This window comes from Pseudoduganella sp. R-32 (assembly GCF_049913245.1).
Lineage (GTDB): Bacteria > Pseudomonadota > Gammaproteobacteria > Burkholderiales > Burkholderiaceae_D > Rugamonas.
Genome location: NZ_CP183987.1, coordinates 2,862,980 through 2,876,748, shown reverse-complemented (window position 1 = coordinate 2,876,748; position 13,769 = coordinate 2,862,980). Strand labels below are relative to the sequence as shown.

Annotated in this window: 15 protein-coding genes; 1 reads left to right on the top strand and 14 read right to left on the bottom strand. The window is 66.2% G+C overall.

Annotated elements, in window-relative coordinates:
• The 12 genes from ACN9MU_RS13250 to ACN9MU_RS13195 form a co-directional block, all read right to left on the bottom strand.
• Positions 1 to 1,230 (bottom strand): ABC transporter permease, encoded by a 1,230-nt coding sequence (locus ACN9MU_RS13250; RefSeq protein WP_426344707.1) that lies wholly within the window; start codon positions 1,228 to 1,230, stop codon positions 1 to 3.
• A complete protein-coding gene (locus tag ACN9MU_RS13245) occupies positions 1,227 to 1,901 on the bottom strand; it encodes an ABC transporter ATP-binding protein (protein WP_426344706.1) in 675 nt (224 codons plus the stop codon). The genes ACN9MU_RS13250 and ACN9MU_RS13245 overlap by 4 nt, the downstream gene beginning before the upstream one ends.
• Entirely contained in the window at positions 1,901 to 2,344 is a 444-nt protein-coding gene (locus ACN9MU_RS13240) for a DUF2141 domain-containing protein (RefSeq protein ID WP_426344883.1), read from the bottom strand. Before ACN9MU_RS13240 ends, ACN9MU_RS13245 begins: the two co-directional genes overlap by 1 nt.
• 23 nt (positions 2,345 to 2,367) lie before the next feature.
• Positions 2,368 to 3,477: an ABC transporter permease gene (locus tag ACN9MU_RS13235; RefSeq protein ID WP_426344705.1), complete on the bottom strand. Its 1,110-nt coding sequence runs from the start codon at positions 3,475 to 3,477 to the stop codon at positions 2,368 to 2,370.
• Positions 3,474 to 5,804 carry an ATP-binding cassette domain-containing protein gene (locus ACN9MU_RS13230; RefSeq protein WP_426344704.1) on the bottom strand — a complete coding sequence of 777 codons (2,331 nt, stop codon included), beginning with the start codon at positions 5,802 to 5,804 and terminating at the stop codon, positions 3,474 to 3,476. The genes ACN9MU_RS13235 and ACN9MU_RS13230 overlap by 4 nt, the downstream gene beginning before the upstream one ends.
• The gene (locus tag ACN9MU_RS13225) at positions 5,801 to 6,667 is read right to left on the bottom strand and encodes a SagB/ThcOx family dehydrogenase (RefSeq protein WP_426171213.1); all 867 of its coding nucleotides are present in this window, start codon (positions 6,665 to 6,667) and stop codon (positions 5,801 to 5,803) included. The genes ACN9MU_RS13230 and ACN9MU_RS13225 overlap by 4 nt, the downstream gene beginning before the upstream one ends.
• Entirely contained in the window at positions 6,664 to 7,992 is a 1,329-nt protein-coding gene (locus ACN9MU_RS13220) for a YcaO-like family protein (protein WP_426322865.1), read from the bottom strand. The genes ACN9MU_RS13225 and ACN9MU_RS13220 overlap by 4 nt, the downstream gene beginning before the upstream one ends.
• Positions 7,993 to 7,995: 3 nt before the next feature.
• Positions 7,996 to 8,970, bottom strand: a complete 975-nt coding sequence (locus ACN9MU_RS13215; RefSeq protein WP_426322863.1) for a TOMM precursor leader peptide-binding protein — start codon at positions 8,968 to 8,970, stop codon at positions 7,996 to 7,998.
• Positions 8,971 to 9,051: 81 nt separating this feature from the next.
• Complete coding sequence (locus ACN9MU_RS13210) at positions 9,052 to 9,189, bottom strand: hypothetical protein (RefSeq protein WP_154668206.1); 138 nt, start codon at positions 9,187 to 9,189, stop codon at positions 9,052 to 9,054.
• 156 nt (positions 9,190 to 9,345) lie between these two features.
• Positions 9,346 to 10,209 (bottom strand): class I SAM-dependent methyltransferase, encoded by an 864-nt coding sequence (locus ACN9MU_RS13205; RefSeq protein ID WP_426171208.1) that lies wholly within the window; start codon positions 10,207 to 10,209, stop codon positions 9,346 to 9,348.
• A gap of 5 nt (positions 10,210 to 10,214) precedes the next feature.
• Positions 10,215 to 10,574 carry a hypothetical protein gene (locus ACN9MU_RS13200; protein ID WP_426171207.1) on the bottom strand — a complete coding sequence of 120 codons (360 nt, stop codon included), beginning with the start codon at positions 10,572 to 10,574 and terminating at the stop codon, positions 10,215 to 10,217.
• A gap of 67 nt (positions 10,575 to 10,641) precedes the next feature.
• Positions 10,642 to 10,779 carry a hypothetical protein gene (locus tag ACN9MU_RS13195; protein ID WP_426171205.1) on the bottom strand — a complete coding sequence of 46 codons (138 nt, stop codon included), beginning with the start codon at positions 10,777 to 10,779 and terminating at the stop codon, positions 10,642 to 10,644.
• Positions 10,780 to 10,953: 174 nt separating this feature from the next.
• On the opposite strand from ACN9MU_RS13195, the gene ACN9MU_RS13190 reads away from it, so the two are divergent.
• Positions 10,954 to 11,139, top strand: coding sequence for a hypothetical protein (locus ACN9MU_RS13190; RefSeq protein WP_426171203.1), 186 nt, complete (start codon positions 10,954 to 10,956; stop codon positions 11,137 to 11,139).
• A 152-nt stretch (positions 11,140 to 11,291) separates the two neighbouring features.
• Here the strand turns inward: ACN9MU_RS13190 and ACN9MU_RS13185 are convergent, their stop codons facing one another.
• Both ACN9MU_RS13185 and ACN9MU_RS13180 read right to left on the bottom strand, forming a co-directional pair.
• A complete protein-coding gene (locus ACN9MU_RS13185; RefSeq protein WP_426344703.1) occupies positions 11,292 to 13,169 on the bottom strand; it encodes an ATP-binding protein in 1,878 nt (625 codons plus the stop codon).
• Positions 13,169 to 13,765 carry a YfiR family protein gene (locus tag ACN9MU_RS13180; protein ID WP_426344702.1) on the bottom strand — a complete coding sequence of 199 codons (597 nt, stop codon included), beginning with the start codon at positions 13,763 to 13,765 and terminating at the stop codon, positions 13,169 to 13,171. Before ACN9MU_RS13180 ends, ACN9MU_RS13185 begins: the two co-directional genes overlap by 1 nt.
• Positions 13,766 to 13,769: the final 4 nt, after the last annotated feature.

Below are 13,769 nucleotides of genomic sequence, written 5' to 3'. Positions count from 1 at the left end.
CTAGTTGGAGGTCAGGATGGCTTTCACCGGCATGCGGCCGATGCGGCCACTGGTCAGCCAGGCTGCCGCCATCGCAAGCAGCGGCAATACCAGCACGATCACCAGGCTTGGCTGGAACAGCCATAGCAGGTGCAGGGGCACGCCGACGTTGCGGCCGGGCGGCGGCGCCAGTTCGATGGCGGCGGCGTTGATCGCCAGCGTGGCAAGCCATGCAGCCGTGCCGCCGGCCAGAGCGCCGAAGGCGCCTTGCAGCAGGCCTTCGAACATGAACAGGCGGCGCACCATCGCTTGCGGAATGCCCATTGCGCGCAGCGTGCCGATCTCCTTGCCGCGCTCATAGATGGTGGCCAGGGTCATCGCTGCCACGCCAAGGAAGACGATCAGGCCGATGATGGCGCCGAAGACGATGAACTGGTTGCGGAACAGGGCCATCACCTGCGGATAGAGCGGCGCCAGTTCCTGCCAGCGCTGAAGGCGTACCTTGCCGCCGATTGCCTGTGCGATGGCGGCCGATTGCGCATCGGCGCTGGCCGTGTCCTGGTAGAGCACGGACAGGTGAGAGATTTTCCTGGTTCGCAGCAGCTCCTGCGCGGTCTCGATCGGAATCTGCAGCGTATACAGGTCGCGCTCCGGAATGCCTGTGGCGAGCAGGCCTGCGACTTCGACATCCATCGCGTTCACACTGCCCTGCACCGTCGTGGTCATCAGCGTCAGCGATTGTCCGGGGCGAACGCCTAGGCGGCGCGCCATTTCCCGGCCAACCAGGACCTGGTAGCGCCCCTCGTCGCCGGCGCGCAGCGGTGCGCCTTGCGCCAGCAACTGGAAAGTGCCGAATGCCTGCAGTTCGCGCACCGGGTCCACGCCCTGGGCTTCGAAGGTGAGCGTGCGCGGTCCGTTCGATACCAGGCCGCTGAATTGCAGGCGCGGGGCGACGCGCCGGACGCCGTCCATTTTCGCCAGGAGCGTCTCGATGCGGCTACGCTCGGCACCGTCCAGCCCATACTGGAGCTGCTGTTCCACGTAACCGTCAGCAGGCGGGAGCGCGCTGACCTGGGCATGCCCCAGGCCGCCGCGAATAGTGCTTTCGCGCAGGCCATCGAGCGAGGCGGCGATGTAGGCGGCGAACAGCAGCAAGGCCAGGGTTCCGATGGCGATGGTCCCGCCGAGCAGCAGCGAGCGGCGCCCGTTGCGCAGCACGTTGCGATGGGCCAGCACCAGCCATTGTGTCATGCCGTCACCTTGCCGTCTTCCAGGCGCAGCACCTGGCCGGCCATATCCATCACGCGCTGGTCGTGGGTGGCGATGATGAAGGTCGTGCCGAGGTCGCGGTGGAGGCGATCGACCAGTTCCAGCATCTGCTGGGCGGTCTTGCTGTCCAGGTTTCCGGTGGGTTCGTCGGCAATCACCAGCTTGGGACGGTTGACCAGGGCGCGCGCAATGGCGACACGCTGCTGCTGGCCACCGGACAGTTGCGCTGGGGTGTGGTCGAGGCGGTGCTCCATGCCGACCAGGGACAGGGCTTCGGCCGCCGCCTTGCGCCGTTCCCGCTTCGGCAGGGCGCATGTCGCCAGCGCCAGTTCCACATTTTCCTGCGCAGTCAGGGTGCCGACCAGGTTGAAGTTCTGGAAGACGAAGCCGAGCTTGCGGTTGCGGAAAGTGTCCAGCTCATGGTCCGGCAAGGCATCCAGCGCGGCGCCGTCAAGGTGGATGCTGCCGCTGTCCGGCCGTTCGAAGCGCGCCAGCATGCCGAGCAAGGTAGTCTTGCCGCTGCCGGAGGGGCCGGCAATGGCCACGACCGAAGGCTCGCCTATTTTGAAGGAAACACTGTCCAGCGCGGCGATCCTTTCTTCGCCGCGCCGGTAATGCTTGCTGACCTGCCTGACGTCGACAATGGGCGCCATCAATACACCATGTCCAGTGCAATATCGTTGGCGCCGGACTTGATGTCGATGCGGGCGTCGTCGAAGGCCGGCGGGCCGTAATGGCCGCGTGCGTTGCGGGAGAAGCCCCAGCCTTCCAGCGGCATGCCGTTGGCCGACTTGTCCAGCTTTCCGTTGGCATTTTCATCGTGGTAGACCATCACGGCGTAGCTGCCGGGCGCCACGCCGGAGAATCTCAGCACATTGCCTGCGATGGCTGGCTGCACTGCGAAGTACTGGCAGGTCTTCAGGAAGGAATCCTTGTTGCAGATGGCCCCCATCAACGCGCCCTTCTGCCCTGCGACGCCGCCCAGGGTCACGTTCACCGTTGCCGTGCCGGAGGCCGAGGGCTGGCGGCTGCCGAAGGCATAGGCGGCAGCGGCAGCGGCCAGTGCCAGCACGCCGGCGATCATCAGGATATTCATCTTCTTCAATCCAGGACTCCTTCTCAGTGCAGGTCACGCGGCGTCCAGCCGAAGCGGCGCACAGCCAGCAGCAGGCAGGCGCACATCATTGCGGCCAGTACCACGATGCTGTAGGCGTCGCCCTTCCAGCTCATGCTTCCGGTCAGCGCGTGCCGGATGCTGGCCATCATCGCATTCAGCGGCAGGAATTCGAGTGCGTCGCGCAGCAACGGCGGCAAGCCGCCCAGCGGGATCATGAGGTTTCCCGAAAAAAGCAGCGGGAAGTACAGCAGGTTGCTGGCCATGGTCACGCCCGCCACGCTGCGGCTCGCTGCGGCCAGCAGGAGTCCCAATGCCAGGAAGGCGGCGCAGCCCAGGGCCAGCATGCCGCCAGCTGCCGCGATGCCGGCGGGACCGGCATTCAGCTTCACGCCATAGACGGCCCAGGCCACGGCAAACATGGCGGCACTGGCCAGGACGATGATGACGAGGCGCGACAGGCACCAGGCCAGCACCACCACGCCTGTCGGCATCGGGAACAGCTGGTAGAGGCGGAACATGCCGCCTTCGCGGGCGGCGACCAGCGGCCCGGCGAATCCCATCAGGCTGGTGGACAGGATGACCAGGCCGGCCAGTCCGCTGACCAGGAACAGGCGGTAGTCCAGCGCGCCGGCGGCCGGCGCCGGCGGCGGTGGCAGCACGACGCGCGGTTCGTCCTGCAGGCCGGCCAGGTTGTAGCCGTCGCTGAAGCCGCGCAGCATGCCGTAACTGGCTTCCAGCGTGGGGCCGGCGGCGAGCGAGGTTTCGAGCTTCATCTCGGTGCTTTGGCCCGCGCGCACGGCTTCGGCGAAACCGGCGGGGATGGTGAGCTCCAGGTCGGGCTTTACCGTGCGGGATGGTGCGGCCACGCGGAATTCAACGCTGTTTTGCAGGCGCAGGCCGCGCGACAGCTCGCTGGCGTAACTTGCGCTTTCCGTGCTGCGGTCCATGTCATGGATGACCAGCGTTACGGGGCCCAGCTTCGCCTCTTGCCCGAACAGCGCCATTTGCATCATCAGCATCAGCAAGGGAAAGGCAAAGGTCCAGAACAAGGCCAGGCGGCCGCGCAGGAAAAGCGCCAGGTCGGCGCGCACCAGGTGCAGCAGGTTTTTCATGCGGTTCCACCTTTGGTGAGGTCGGCCAGGAAGTCTTCGATGGTCGAAGCTTCGAGACTGAAATTGGTGATGCCTTGCTGCTCGATGAAGCGGCGGAATCCCGCGTCGAAGCCTTGCGCGCCCTGGAGCAGCCAGCCGTCCTGCATTGCTTCGGCGCGCAGCAGCGCTGGCAGCGCGTGCATGGATTGTTCCGCCTCGCCGGTCAGTGCCTGGCCGATGCGGGCCTTGAAGCGGCCGACGCGGCGCGCCTGCAGTTCGTCCAGGGTGCCGCCGTCGACCAGTTCCCCCCTTTCCATGCACAGGATGCGGTCCATGCCGAGCAGGTCGGCGGGGACGTGGGAGATCTGCAGCACGGTGGTCGGCATGACGGCCAACAGCTCGCGCAAGGCGCGGGCATGCCATTCGTCGAGGCCGAGCGACGGTTCGTCGAGCATTGCCAGTTCCGGTACGTGGGATAGCGCGAGCCACAGCATGACGCGCTGTTTCTGGCCGCGCGAGAGTTGCTGCCAGAGTTTGCCGCGCAGTTCGTCCATGCCAAGGGCACGGGTCACCGCCGGTTCCGTGCGGGCATAGATCGTTTCATGCAGCGACATGACTTCGCTGACGCGCATCTGGCCCGGCAGGTCGGCGCTTTGCAGCAGGCCGCCCAGTTTCTGCCGCGCCCTGGCGTCGCGCGGGTCGCCGATGGCCAGCTGGATACTGCCGCTGTCGGGCGCGCGCAGGCCGAGCAGGGTCTCCAGCAGGATGGTCTTGCCGCCGCCATTGGGACCGACGATGGCGACACGCTCGCCCTTGCGCAGGGCCAGGTCGCCCGGTTTCAACCTGAAGCCGGACGGAAGCTGCAACGCGATGCCCAGCGCTTCGAGGGCGATGGCGGCGGGCTCGCGCGCGTGCGCGGTCGCGGGCGCGGAAGGCGCCGGTTCGGGTATCGAAGGCGCGATGGCCACGACTTCGTCGCCAGGGTCGATGCCGTTATCGAGCAGCATCTCGCGCGCGTGCGCGCGGTACAGCGGGTGCTGCATTGCTTGCCGCAACATGCCTGCGCCGCGGTCGCGATCACCGCCGTAATTGGGCGGTGCATGCAACAGCAGCGAAGCATGATGAATCAGCAGGTCCGGGTCGCCGGCGATCAATTCCTGCGCTTTGCCGAAGGCGTGCAAGGCGTTCTGCCCTGCCGTCGCGACCTTGATGATGTTGGGTTGGGCCAGCAGGATGGCGAGGATGGCGCGCACGCCGCGCCACAGCCACTGGCGGCCCGCCGGGAGGATATCGGCAGCCTTGAGCAGCGCGTCAATGCTTGCCTCCTGCTCGGCCGGCAGCCTGGCGCCGCCGTGGACCTGGAGCAACGCCTGGTTCAGGCGGGCGCTGAGCAAGGCGTCCAGCAGCACGGGCTGGGTGAATACCGCTTCCGCTTCAAGCAAAGCAATGCCGGCCGACAGGTCTTCGGCGCGCTTGCTGCTCCACGCGGAGAAAATGGCTTGCTGCACTTGGGCAGTAGTCTCGTTCCCCGCCTGCTGTACGGCCTGGACATGCGCGGCGGGAATCGCCAGGCCGCTGGCCTGTTCCACCAGCCCGGCGATCTGTGCGTCGCTGGCGGCGCGCGCGACGGCACGGAACAGCGAAACAATCGCCGTCGCACCGCCACGGGCACAGACAGCATCCAGCAGGTCGGCGCCGAGGCGGCAGGCAGCACGGTAGGCGTCAATGCCGGCACCTGTCGACGCAGCGAACATGGCATCGCCGTCGCGCGACAGCATGCTGCGCAATGGCGGGGCAAGTTCCGGCCGCTGCGGCAGCGGCGTGGCGCCGCCGAACCGGTTGGCAAACAGTTGCGCCAGTCCCTCGTCGAGCAGGCGCACGCCGCACGTCAGGAAGCAATGGGCGACTTCATGGAACACCACCGCGCGCAGGCCATCGGAATAGCCTTCAGTTTGCGTGGAGAGGCGCACCATGGCCAGCCCCGGCAAGCTCTCCATCGTCAGGTGCATGTCGCGCTCCGACGGCACGCATTGCAGCAGGATGCACGGCGGCGGCAGGCCGAGAAAAGCGGCACAGGCGGCGGCCGCCTCGTCGAAATTGCGCAGCAGCGCAGGCGGCGGTTCGTGCTCGCCCAGCGCATAAACGCTGCCGCAAGCACGCCAGGCGCGCCGCCCGGCCAGGATGTCCTGCAGGACCGGATAGGCATGGAAGCGCCCGCGCAGCGCGAACAGGCGTTCCAGCGCATCCCCTGCGCCATCCCGATCGCCAGCCGTGGCCAGGCGCAGCACGGCACCTGCCGCATCGCGCAGCCACAACTCACTATCCTGCCAACCCGGCGCGTCGTTCATTCGTCCTCGCTGGCGGCAGGTGCAAGCGGCGCTTCGCGGCCGAGCAGCATGACGGAAGCCACGGTTTCCGTCACGCCATCGATATCAAGCAAGGCCGCCAGCTCGTCGTCATAATAGGCTCCGTAGACCAGGGAGCCCAGCCCCAGCCCTTGCGCGGCCAGGCACAGGTTCTGCGAAGCGTGGCCGGCTTCCAGCAGCGACATGCGATAGCCGCGCGCGCCGTACTTGGCGGTCGCGCGCTGCGGCACGCTGGTCATCACGCACACCACCGGCGCCTGGACGCCCGACCCGCCCGACTCGCCCGACTTTACTTCCGCGCTGCCGAAGGCGTCGCCCTGCTGCGGTTTCAAAACGCGCAGCAAGTGGTTGCGCGCATCGTAATGCGCGATGCAAGGCTCGATGCCCTCTACCTGGTTAAGGAAGAAATAGAACTCGGTCGGGTACAGGCCGCCCGGCGACGGATAGGAGCGGAACGCCAGCTTGACATGCGGCGCAATATCGCTCTTGGCCATGCGGCGCACGCGCAGCGAATGGTGCAACAGGCTGGAAAGCTCCTGCAGCGTCATGGCGCCGGCAAAGGCGCGCGCGCTCTTGCGCTGCGCCAAGGCCTGCGCCAGTTCGCCCAGCGCCAGCACCGGTTCCGGCAATTCAATCGCCGGGCAGGACGGATAGGCGTTATAGCCCGCCGCGCCGCGCGCGATATACGCCGGATGGCGCAGGAAGCGCACAATGTTCTTCACCTGACCCATCAGGGTGGCGCGGTGGAACTTGGTCTGCTCATGCAGGATCTCGGCCGGGTCGTCGATGTCGAACTGGCCCGCCATGGCCTGCGGCGGCAGCAATTCCTGGAGTGTCTTGGTCATGGGAACGGATGCGGTTCGAGGTTAGGTTCAGGCACGCCCGGCAAGCCCCAGTGTGCAGCGATGGCGCGCAGGCGGCGCTCATCGCGGCTCACCAGGCCGTCGCCGAACAGCAGCGGATGCAGGCCGGGAATGAAGGCGCGCAGCACGCAGAAGCCAAGGCTGGCCACGTCGGCGGAAGTCACGTCCACCGCCAGCGCGCGCAGGCCCATGACCTTCAGCCGTGCCAGCAAGTCGCCCATGCCGGCCAGTTGGCGCAGCGCGGGGGCGTCGGAAGAAACCGTGGCCTCGCTGGTGAACAGGAAGTCCATCGCCCCCTGGCGCGAACGATCCAGGAAAAAGGCGAAATGGTCGCCCGGGTTGCGGATCGCGCCCTGCTCCGGCAGCGGCGTGCCCGCCGCCAGGATGGAGCTGCCCCACACATAGCCGTGGAAGGCTTCCACCACGGCCTTGTTGATGGCCGTGGCGACGTCGAGGTGGGCGCTGGCGCCGAGCGACATGGTGCCGTCGTTGCGGCTACGCGCCAGGCACAGCACCACCGGCATGCCGACATCGGTCGTGATGTCCCACAGATGCACGTCCAGGCTGGGGTGCGCCAGCTGGCGGCGCACGCCGGGCAGCAGGCGTTCCATGGTGGACGGGGCCACCAGCAGCTTGCGCGGCGCATGCTTCATCTGCCACATGGCAGCAAAGGCGTCGCGCTCGATCACTTCCGCCAGGCCGCTCAGCAAGGCCCTGCCTTCGTCCATGCCCGTTGCCAGGCCGGTGGACGAGGATTGCATCACGATCTCGCGCTTGTCCTTGACCTGCATGCCGAGGTAGACCATCTGCGCCGGCACATAGGCCTCGCGCGCAGGGTCCATCAGGTCGGCAGCCGGCGCCCAGGCGCGCACCACCGACGTGTCGTCGGCCGCGAATTCGAAGCCCTCGCCATATTGCTCCGGCGCGAAGAGGATGAACTGGCCAGGGCCGACCGCCGCGTCGCCCAGGGAATCCTGCGAGGCATACAGCAACTGGTCGTCGAAATGCGCGGCCGCCGCATAGCGCTCCACCGCTTCGCCAAACGCCGCCCACATGGCCGAGGTGCGATCGAACGCAGCGCCGGAACCGGCCAGGCTGGCGCGATCGGTGTTCGGGTTGTTCGCCTTGCCGCGCGCCGGGTCGACCATCATGCTCTTGATGTCGACCATCAAGGCATTAAAGACGAACAGGCCGCGTGCATCGGGGTGCTCGGTTTCTTCCAGCAGCGACGTGATGATGCCGTGGCGGCGATGCACCAGGGCGTCGTGCACCAGGGCCAGCTGGCCCGCATCGGACAGGCGCTCCATGGCTCAGGCCCGACGGCGCAACAGCGCCTGCTGGAATACGCTGCCTACCGGACGCTCGGTGCTGGCGGTGCCGCACACCTGGCAACGCGGCAAGCGCAGCACGCGCGAACGCACGATCTCGCCGCTTGCGCTGTCGATTTCGCTGAACACGCTTTGCTGCAGGCCTTCCAGCGTGCCGGCCAGGAACTGCAGCGCCAGGCGCGACGCCTCGGCCACGCCGAACTGGACGGCAAGGCGGCTTGGCAGCGCGTGGTACAGGATGTTCTCCGACTGGCTGCGCATGTCGAATTCCGCCACGAACTTGCGGGTCGAACGCACGCGGTGGAAATAGCATTCGTAGCAGCCGGTGGCTTTCGGCAGCACCAGGGGGCCGCAATGCACGGTGTTCCAGTCGATGCCGACGAACAGCGCCGGCCAGCCGGCAGCAACGGCCGTGGCATTCATGGCGCGGAACAGCGCGATGTCGTCGAAATCGGACGCCACCAGCAGCAGCGCGCGGCGTTCGCCCTTGTCCGGCAAGGGGCCGTCGCGCACCACGCGCTCCACCTGCACGCCGAGTTCGGTCAGCGAAGCGGCCAGCGCATCGGCGCAGGAGCCGGTGCCTGCCAGCGCCAGCACCCAGTTGGACTTGTCGTAGTGCGGGCGCTGTGCCGGGCCGGACATGCCGTCCTGCTCGCGGCGGTGCTGCAGGTGGTGGAAGGTGGCATCGCCGCCGCTGCGTCCGTTCTGCTTCAGCAGCACGCGCGCCTCGACCAGGGCGTTGACCGCCGCTTCCACCGCCTCGGGCGGGAAGCTCTCGGCGCGGTCGTCGAGCAGCTTTTTCAGCGTGACGCCTTGCGCGGCGTCGGCCAGGATGCTTTTCAGGATGCCGACCCGGTCTTCCACCGTGAAGCGGCGCCCGACGACGGAAATGGCAATCTTGTCTTCGCCCAGCGTGGTCACTTCGGCCAGCGGCGAGATGTACAGGGACTCACTCATTCTCTTAACCAATCTCAGAAAAAAGGCGTGGCACCGGCGCTGCTGCACGAGGCAACGACGCCGGTGTCCGGACTTAACCGTTTAGCAGCAGCAAGAGCAGGAGCAGGTGCAGCAGGAGACGCTCACGTCGGCCAGGGCGCCGCTCATGTCGTCCATCAGGTATTCCGGCTCGGTGGAGTCGGTGATCTGGATGTGGGTGGTTTCAATCAGAATGGTCATTTCTCTGCTTCCTTTTGAGTTTTTAAGAGAATGGCCGCACCATATGCGAAACCAGCATAAGCAAATGCGGATTCCGCATCGGGCACGACCGCTCCGGAAGGTAGCATGAAACTAAACTACATCTAGTAGAAGAAACATTCCAAAAATATTAACTTTTTAGTTGCTAGCGAGCATTAAATGCGTGCCGCCGCCGAGGCGCAAATTGTCCCCGCGCCCAGCAAAATAGCGGCTTTCCAGGGCATCGCGCCCAAAATCTTGCACTGCGGAAAATCCCAAATCGCGCAGGCGCGCGCACAGTCCGGCAGGATCAAAATACGACAGCCAGGGCTCGCCCTGCTCGGCATAACGGCGCGCGAAGTACTCGACGCCGGCACGCTCGAGCGTATCGAGCAGCTCCGGCTTGATGCCGTAATCGAACACGATGCCGCTGCCGCAAGGCAGGCTGGCGACCAAACCCAGGGTGTCGAATATGGCCTGTTCGGTCAGGTAAAGGGTGACGCCGAGCCAGGAGAAAAACACGGGCCGGTCCAGGCGGCAGCCGGCCGCACGCAGCGCATCGGCCAGCGCATCGCGTTCGAAATCGACCGGCACGAAACGCAGGCTGTCCGGCACGGTGATGCTGCTGGCCGCCAGCAGCTTGCGCTTCCACGCCTGGGTTGCAGGGTGGTCCACTTCGAACACCTGCAGCGCCGCGTCATGCTGGCGGCGGCAGGCGAAGGTATCCAGGCCCGCGCCCAGCACCACGTATTGCCGCACGCCGGCAGCAGCGGCGCGCGCCAGTTCATCTTCGGCAAAGCGGCTGCGCACGGCCATGGCAGCGCGCAGGATGCGGCTGAAGCCGGCGTCGTAGACGCGCGCATTGGACTGCACTTGCACGCAGTCTTCCGGCCCCAGCACCGGCAGCGCCAGCGGGTCGTCGAAAATGGCCGGCGTGTCCAGCAGCTGGTGGGCTGCGCGCAAGCGCGCCACCATCAGCGCGCTGCGGCTGGGCTGGCCTTCGCTGAGCAGGTGGCTGGACATGGGGCTTACATGCCCTGCGCTTCGATATCGGCCAGCGACTCGCGGCCTTTTTCAGTGATGGCAAAACCGCCTTCGGTCGCCACGATGTGCGACTTCTTGCCCAGGAACAGGGCCACGTCCTTGTCCGCCACCGCACCGGGCGCCACGGCCAGCGCACGCAAGGCCATCACGCAGCGGCGCAGGAACAGCTGCTGGCGGCCGGCATCGGTCAGGATGATGGCCCCGCTGCGCTCGAATTTGATGAACTTGATGCCGGACAGGCGCTTGCTGTTGCGCCCGACGCAAGCGCTGGGCTTGCCCTTGATGCCGCGGGCAATCTCTTCCAGCGCGTTGAATTCGTCGGTGCTCAGTTTTTCGTTTTTCATTGCTCGTATTCCATGATGGTGCCTTTGCAACCCATCATGGTACGCGCCTGCACCGGAGGCGGCAAGCTTACTTGAGCGCGCGCAGCGCCAGCCATGCCAGCGCCAGCCCCGTCACGGCAGTCGCACAGACCAGCGCCTGGAGACGGCGGCTGTGCAGGTCAATACGGCGTTTGAGGTAGATCTTGTTGTGCAGGGAATTGCCCATCGCGGCCTCCGACGAAGAAAAAGCGTGTGTCGATGACCTATTATAGATAGCGGATCGTGACGCTTTCGTGACAGCGCAAAATATATTCTCAGCGCACAACACTTATTTCCTTTTAGCAAGCAAGCGACAGCAGGTGTGGGGCGCTGGTAGCATCGGCAACAAGGAGGATCCAGCATGGAACAGCCAGCAAAATCGCAGCCTGAAAAAGGCCGCCATTTCATTGAAGAAGCCGACATCGGCAGCGGCGAGAAAACGCCGGGCGAACAGGATACCGACGAGCAGATTCGCCAGATTCCTCCCCTGCCCGACGCGGGGGTCAAGCCTGCATCGGGGGCGGCTTCGGCACCGGCTCCTCGATAGGCGGCTCGGCCGGCCGTGGCAGGTCGTCCGGCGGCGGATCTTTTTCCGGCTCGGGCGGAGGGGATTCCGGGTCGGGTGTGATATGCGCTCGCATGGCATTACTCCTCGATTAACGTTGCCTGTCAAAGCAGATCGGGCGTTTTCGCCGGATATCAAGGGCCAGCGTGAGCCAGGATTTCCTGGAGCTGGTCAATACTGACCGGCTTCACCAGGTGATGGTGGAAGCCGGCCTCGAACGCTTGCTGGCGGTCCTTCTGCTGCCCCCAGCCCGTCACCGCCACCAGCACCGTATGGCGCAGGGCCGGCAGGCGCTTCAGCGCCCGCGCCAGGTCATAGCCATTCAGCTCCGGCAAGCCGATGTCGAGGAAGGCGAATTCCGGTGCGAACGCTTCGGCGGCCGCCAGCGCCTGCTTGCCGTCGTGCGAGATATGCACCTGGTGGCCCATCGACCGCAACAGGCCGCCGATGCCATTGACGAAGTCGACATTGTCGTCGGCCAGCAGGATGCGGTGCAGGCGCGCATCGGACGGCAAGGCTTGCGCCGCGGGCGTTGCGGCATGGCCGTCGGCCAGCGCCGGCAGCGTGACGATGAAGGTGCTGCCCTGCCCTTCGCCGGCGCTGTCGGCGCGGATGCTGCCGCCATGCAGCTCCACCAGCTTGCGCGCCAACGACAGGCCGACACCCAGGCCCGCCGTGCTGCGCTCGAGCGAGGAGTCGGCCTGGATGAACATCTCGAAAATGGCGTGCAGCATCGCTGGCGCAATGCCGATGCCGTTGTCGCGCACGCGCAGCTCGACCTGGCCCGCATGCGCCTCGGCTTCCAGCGCGATACTGCCGCCGCGCGCGGTGTACTTGGCGGCGTTATGCAGCAGGTTGGAAATCACCTGCGCCAGGCGCGTGGCATCGCCGACCAGGTAGACCGCCTGCTCCGGCACCTGCACATGCAGGGTATGTCCCTGCGCAGCAATGAAAGGCCGCGCCAGTTCCAGCGCATCGTTCACCACCTCCTGCAGCATGAGCTGCTCGCGGCGGATGGCCAGCTTGCCGGTGTTGATGCGCGAGACGTCCAGCAGGTCGTCCACCAGCCGCACCATCTGCTTCAACTGGCGCTCCATGATGGAGCGCGCGCGTCCGCACGCCACCTGGTCGCTGGCATTGATGCGCATGATGTCGAGGCCGGTGCGGATCGGCGCCAGCGGGTTGCGCAGCTCGTGCGCCAGCGTGGCCAGGAACTCGTCCTTGCGGCGATCGGCCAGCAGCAGCGCGCGCTCGGCGCCCTGGCGCACGGTCATTTCGTGCTCCAGCGTGAGGTTGGCATCCTGCAGCGCATTGGCGCGGCGTGCGATCTCGGCCAGCATGTCATTGAAGGCATCGACCAGCGTGCCGATCTCGCCCCTGGCACGTTCGCCGACGCGCAGCGAATAATCGCGGCGCTGCATCACCGCGCGCGCCACGTCGGTCATGGCCAGCAGCGGGCGCGTGATGGCCTGTTGCAGCCGGTGCGCGACCACCGCTGCCAGCAGCAGGCTGCCCAGCATCACGCCCAGCAGGATCAGGGCGTAGCTTTGCACGCGGTCGAGCAGGCGGTAGGAGGCGCTCAGGTACACCGTGCCGATGCGTTCGCCGTCTTCGACGATCGGGTGGGTCACCACCATGCGCCCGCCTTCGATCGAATAGCCGAGCGGGCCCGGTTTCTGCGGTAGGGCCGGTATTTCGGAAGGTGCGTGCACATAGGATGCGAACAGGGCGCCATTGGCGGCATAGATCGCGCCGGCCTCGATCTGCGGCCGCACGCGCAGCAGCCCCAGGTTCTGGCGCGCCGCCCGCGGATCGTTGAAGGAGAGCGCCGGCGCCGAGGCCGTGGCCACCAGTTCGGCCTGCGTGGTCAGGTCATCGATCCAGCCCTGCTGGAAGCTTTGCAGGTCATACACCAGCATGGTCGCCGTGGTCACCACCAGTGCGACGAAAGTCGTGGCCAGTGCCGTCAGGATCAGCTTGATGCGAACTGATCCTGCCGCCCTGGTGATCATTACTGCCCGCCTTTCTGCACGTAATAGGCGACCGACAACAAGCGTGAACTGAGTCGTACATTGCAGCGTTCGGCCGCCGGCAGCGAGACTTCAAATCGCACGCGCTCGTCAACCAGGCGGAAATTGATGACACTCCCAATTTGCAAGCCATCGTCCTGCTCGGTGACCGTGACGGTACCGTTCTTTTCCGCAGCGCGCAGCGCCGCTTCCGGCAGGCTGGCATCGCTGCCGACGAACAGCAGGTTCAGGCCACCCAGCGCATCGCCCTCGCTCAGCTTGCGCACGCTGATGCTGCGGTTGCCGACGCTGCGGCCGCTGCTGATCTGCGCCAGTTGCGCCGCCACCTCGTCCGCCCCCAGCACGCCCACCACCAGCGTCGGCCCGGGATCGGATGGAAACTCCATATAGCCCAGGAATTTATACAGGAAAGCAGCCTTGACGCTGCGCTCGAGCACCGGCGTCGCGCCGTTCTGCTGGGAGCCGACCGCCAGGCAGCTGAAGGCGAACAGCATCAGCGCCAGCGCCAGCAGGCGGTTGCGCCAACTGCCGGCCGCCAGCGGCGGCGCGGCCCATAAAGTAAGGCTTGCGCTTACCATTTCC

Bases quoted from the DNA above. Each gene is read 5' to 3' on its own strand.
- ACN9MU_RS13250 (WP_426344707.1), bottom strand. From the start codon at position 1,230: ATGACACAATGGCTGGTGCTGGCCCATCGCAACGTGCTGCGCAACGGG.
- ACN9MU_RS13245 (WP_426344706.1), bottom strand. From the start codon at position 1,901: ATGGCGCCCATTGTCGACGTCAGGCAGGTCAGCAAGCATTACCGGCGC.
- ACN9MU_RS13240 (WP_426344883.1), bottom strand. From the start codon at position 2,344: ATGAATATCCTGATGATCGCCGGCGTGCTGGCACTGGCCGCTGCCGCT.
- ACN9MU_RS13235 (WP_426344705.1), bottom strand. From the start codon at position 3,477: ATGAAAAACCTGCTGCACCTGGTGCGCGCCGACCTGGCGCTTTTCCTG.
- ACN9MU_RS13230 (WP_426344704.1), bottom strand. From the start codon at position 5,804: ATGAACGACGCGCCGGGTTGGCAGGATAGTGAGTTGTGGCTGCGCGAT.
- ACN9MU_RS13225 (WP_426171213.1), bottom strand. From the start codon at position 6,667: ATGACCAAGACACTCCAGGAATTGCTGCCGCCGCAGGCCATGGCGGGC.
- ACN9MU_RS13220 (WP_426322865.1), bottom strand. From the start codon at position 7,992: ATGGAGCGCCTGTCCGATGCGGGCCAGCTGGCCCTGGTGCACGACGCC.
- ACN9MU_RS13215 (WP_426322863.1), bottom strand. From the start codon at position 8,970: ATGAGTGAGTCCCTGTACATCTCGCCGCTGGCCGAAGTGACCACGCTG.
- ACN9MU_RS13210 (WP_154668206.1), bottom strand. From the start codon at position 9,189: ATGACCATTCTGATTGAAACCACCCACATCCAGATCACCGACTCCACC.
- ACN9MU_RS13205 (WP_426171208.1), bottom strand. From the start codon at position 10,209: ATGTCCAGCCACCTGCTCAGCGAAGGCCAGCCCAGCCGCAGCGCGCTG.
- ACN9MU_RS13200 (WP_426171207.1), bottom strand. From the start codon at position 10,574: ATGAAAAACGAAAAACTGAGCACCGACGAATTCAACGCGCTGGAAGAG.
- ACN9MU_RS13195 (WP_426171205.1), bottom strand. From the start codon at position 10,779: ATGGGCAATTCCCTGCACAACAAGATCTACCTCAAACGCCGTATTGAC.
- ACN9MU_RS13190 (WP_426171203.1), top strand. From the start codon at position 10,954: ATGGAACAGCCAGCAAAATCGCAGCCTGAAAAAGGCCGCCATTTCATT.
- ACN9MU_RS13185 (WP_426344703.1), bottom strand. From the start codon at position 13,169: ATGATCACCAGGGCGGCAGGATCAGTTCGCATCAAGCTGATCCTGACG.
- ACN9MU_RS13180 (WP_426344702.1), bottom strand. From the start codon at position 13,765: ATGGTAAGCGCAAGCCTTACTTTATGGGCCGCGCCGCCGCTGGCGGCC.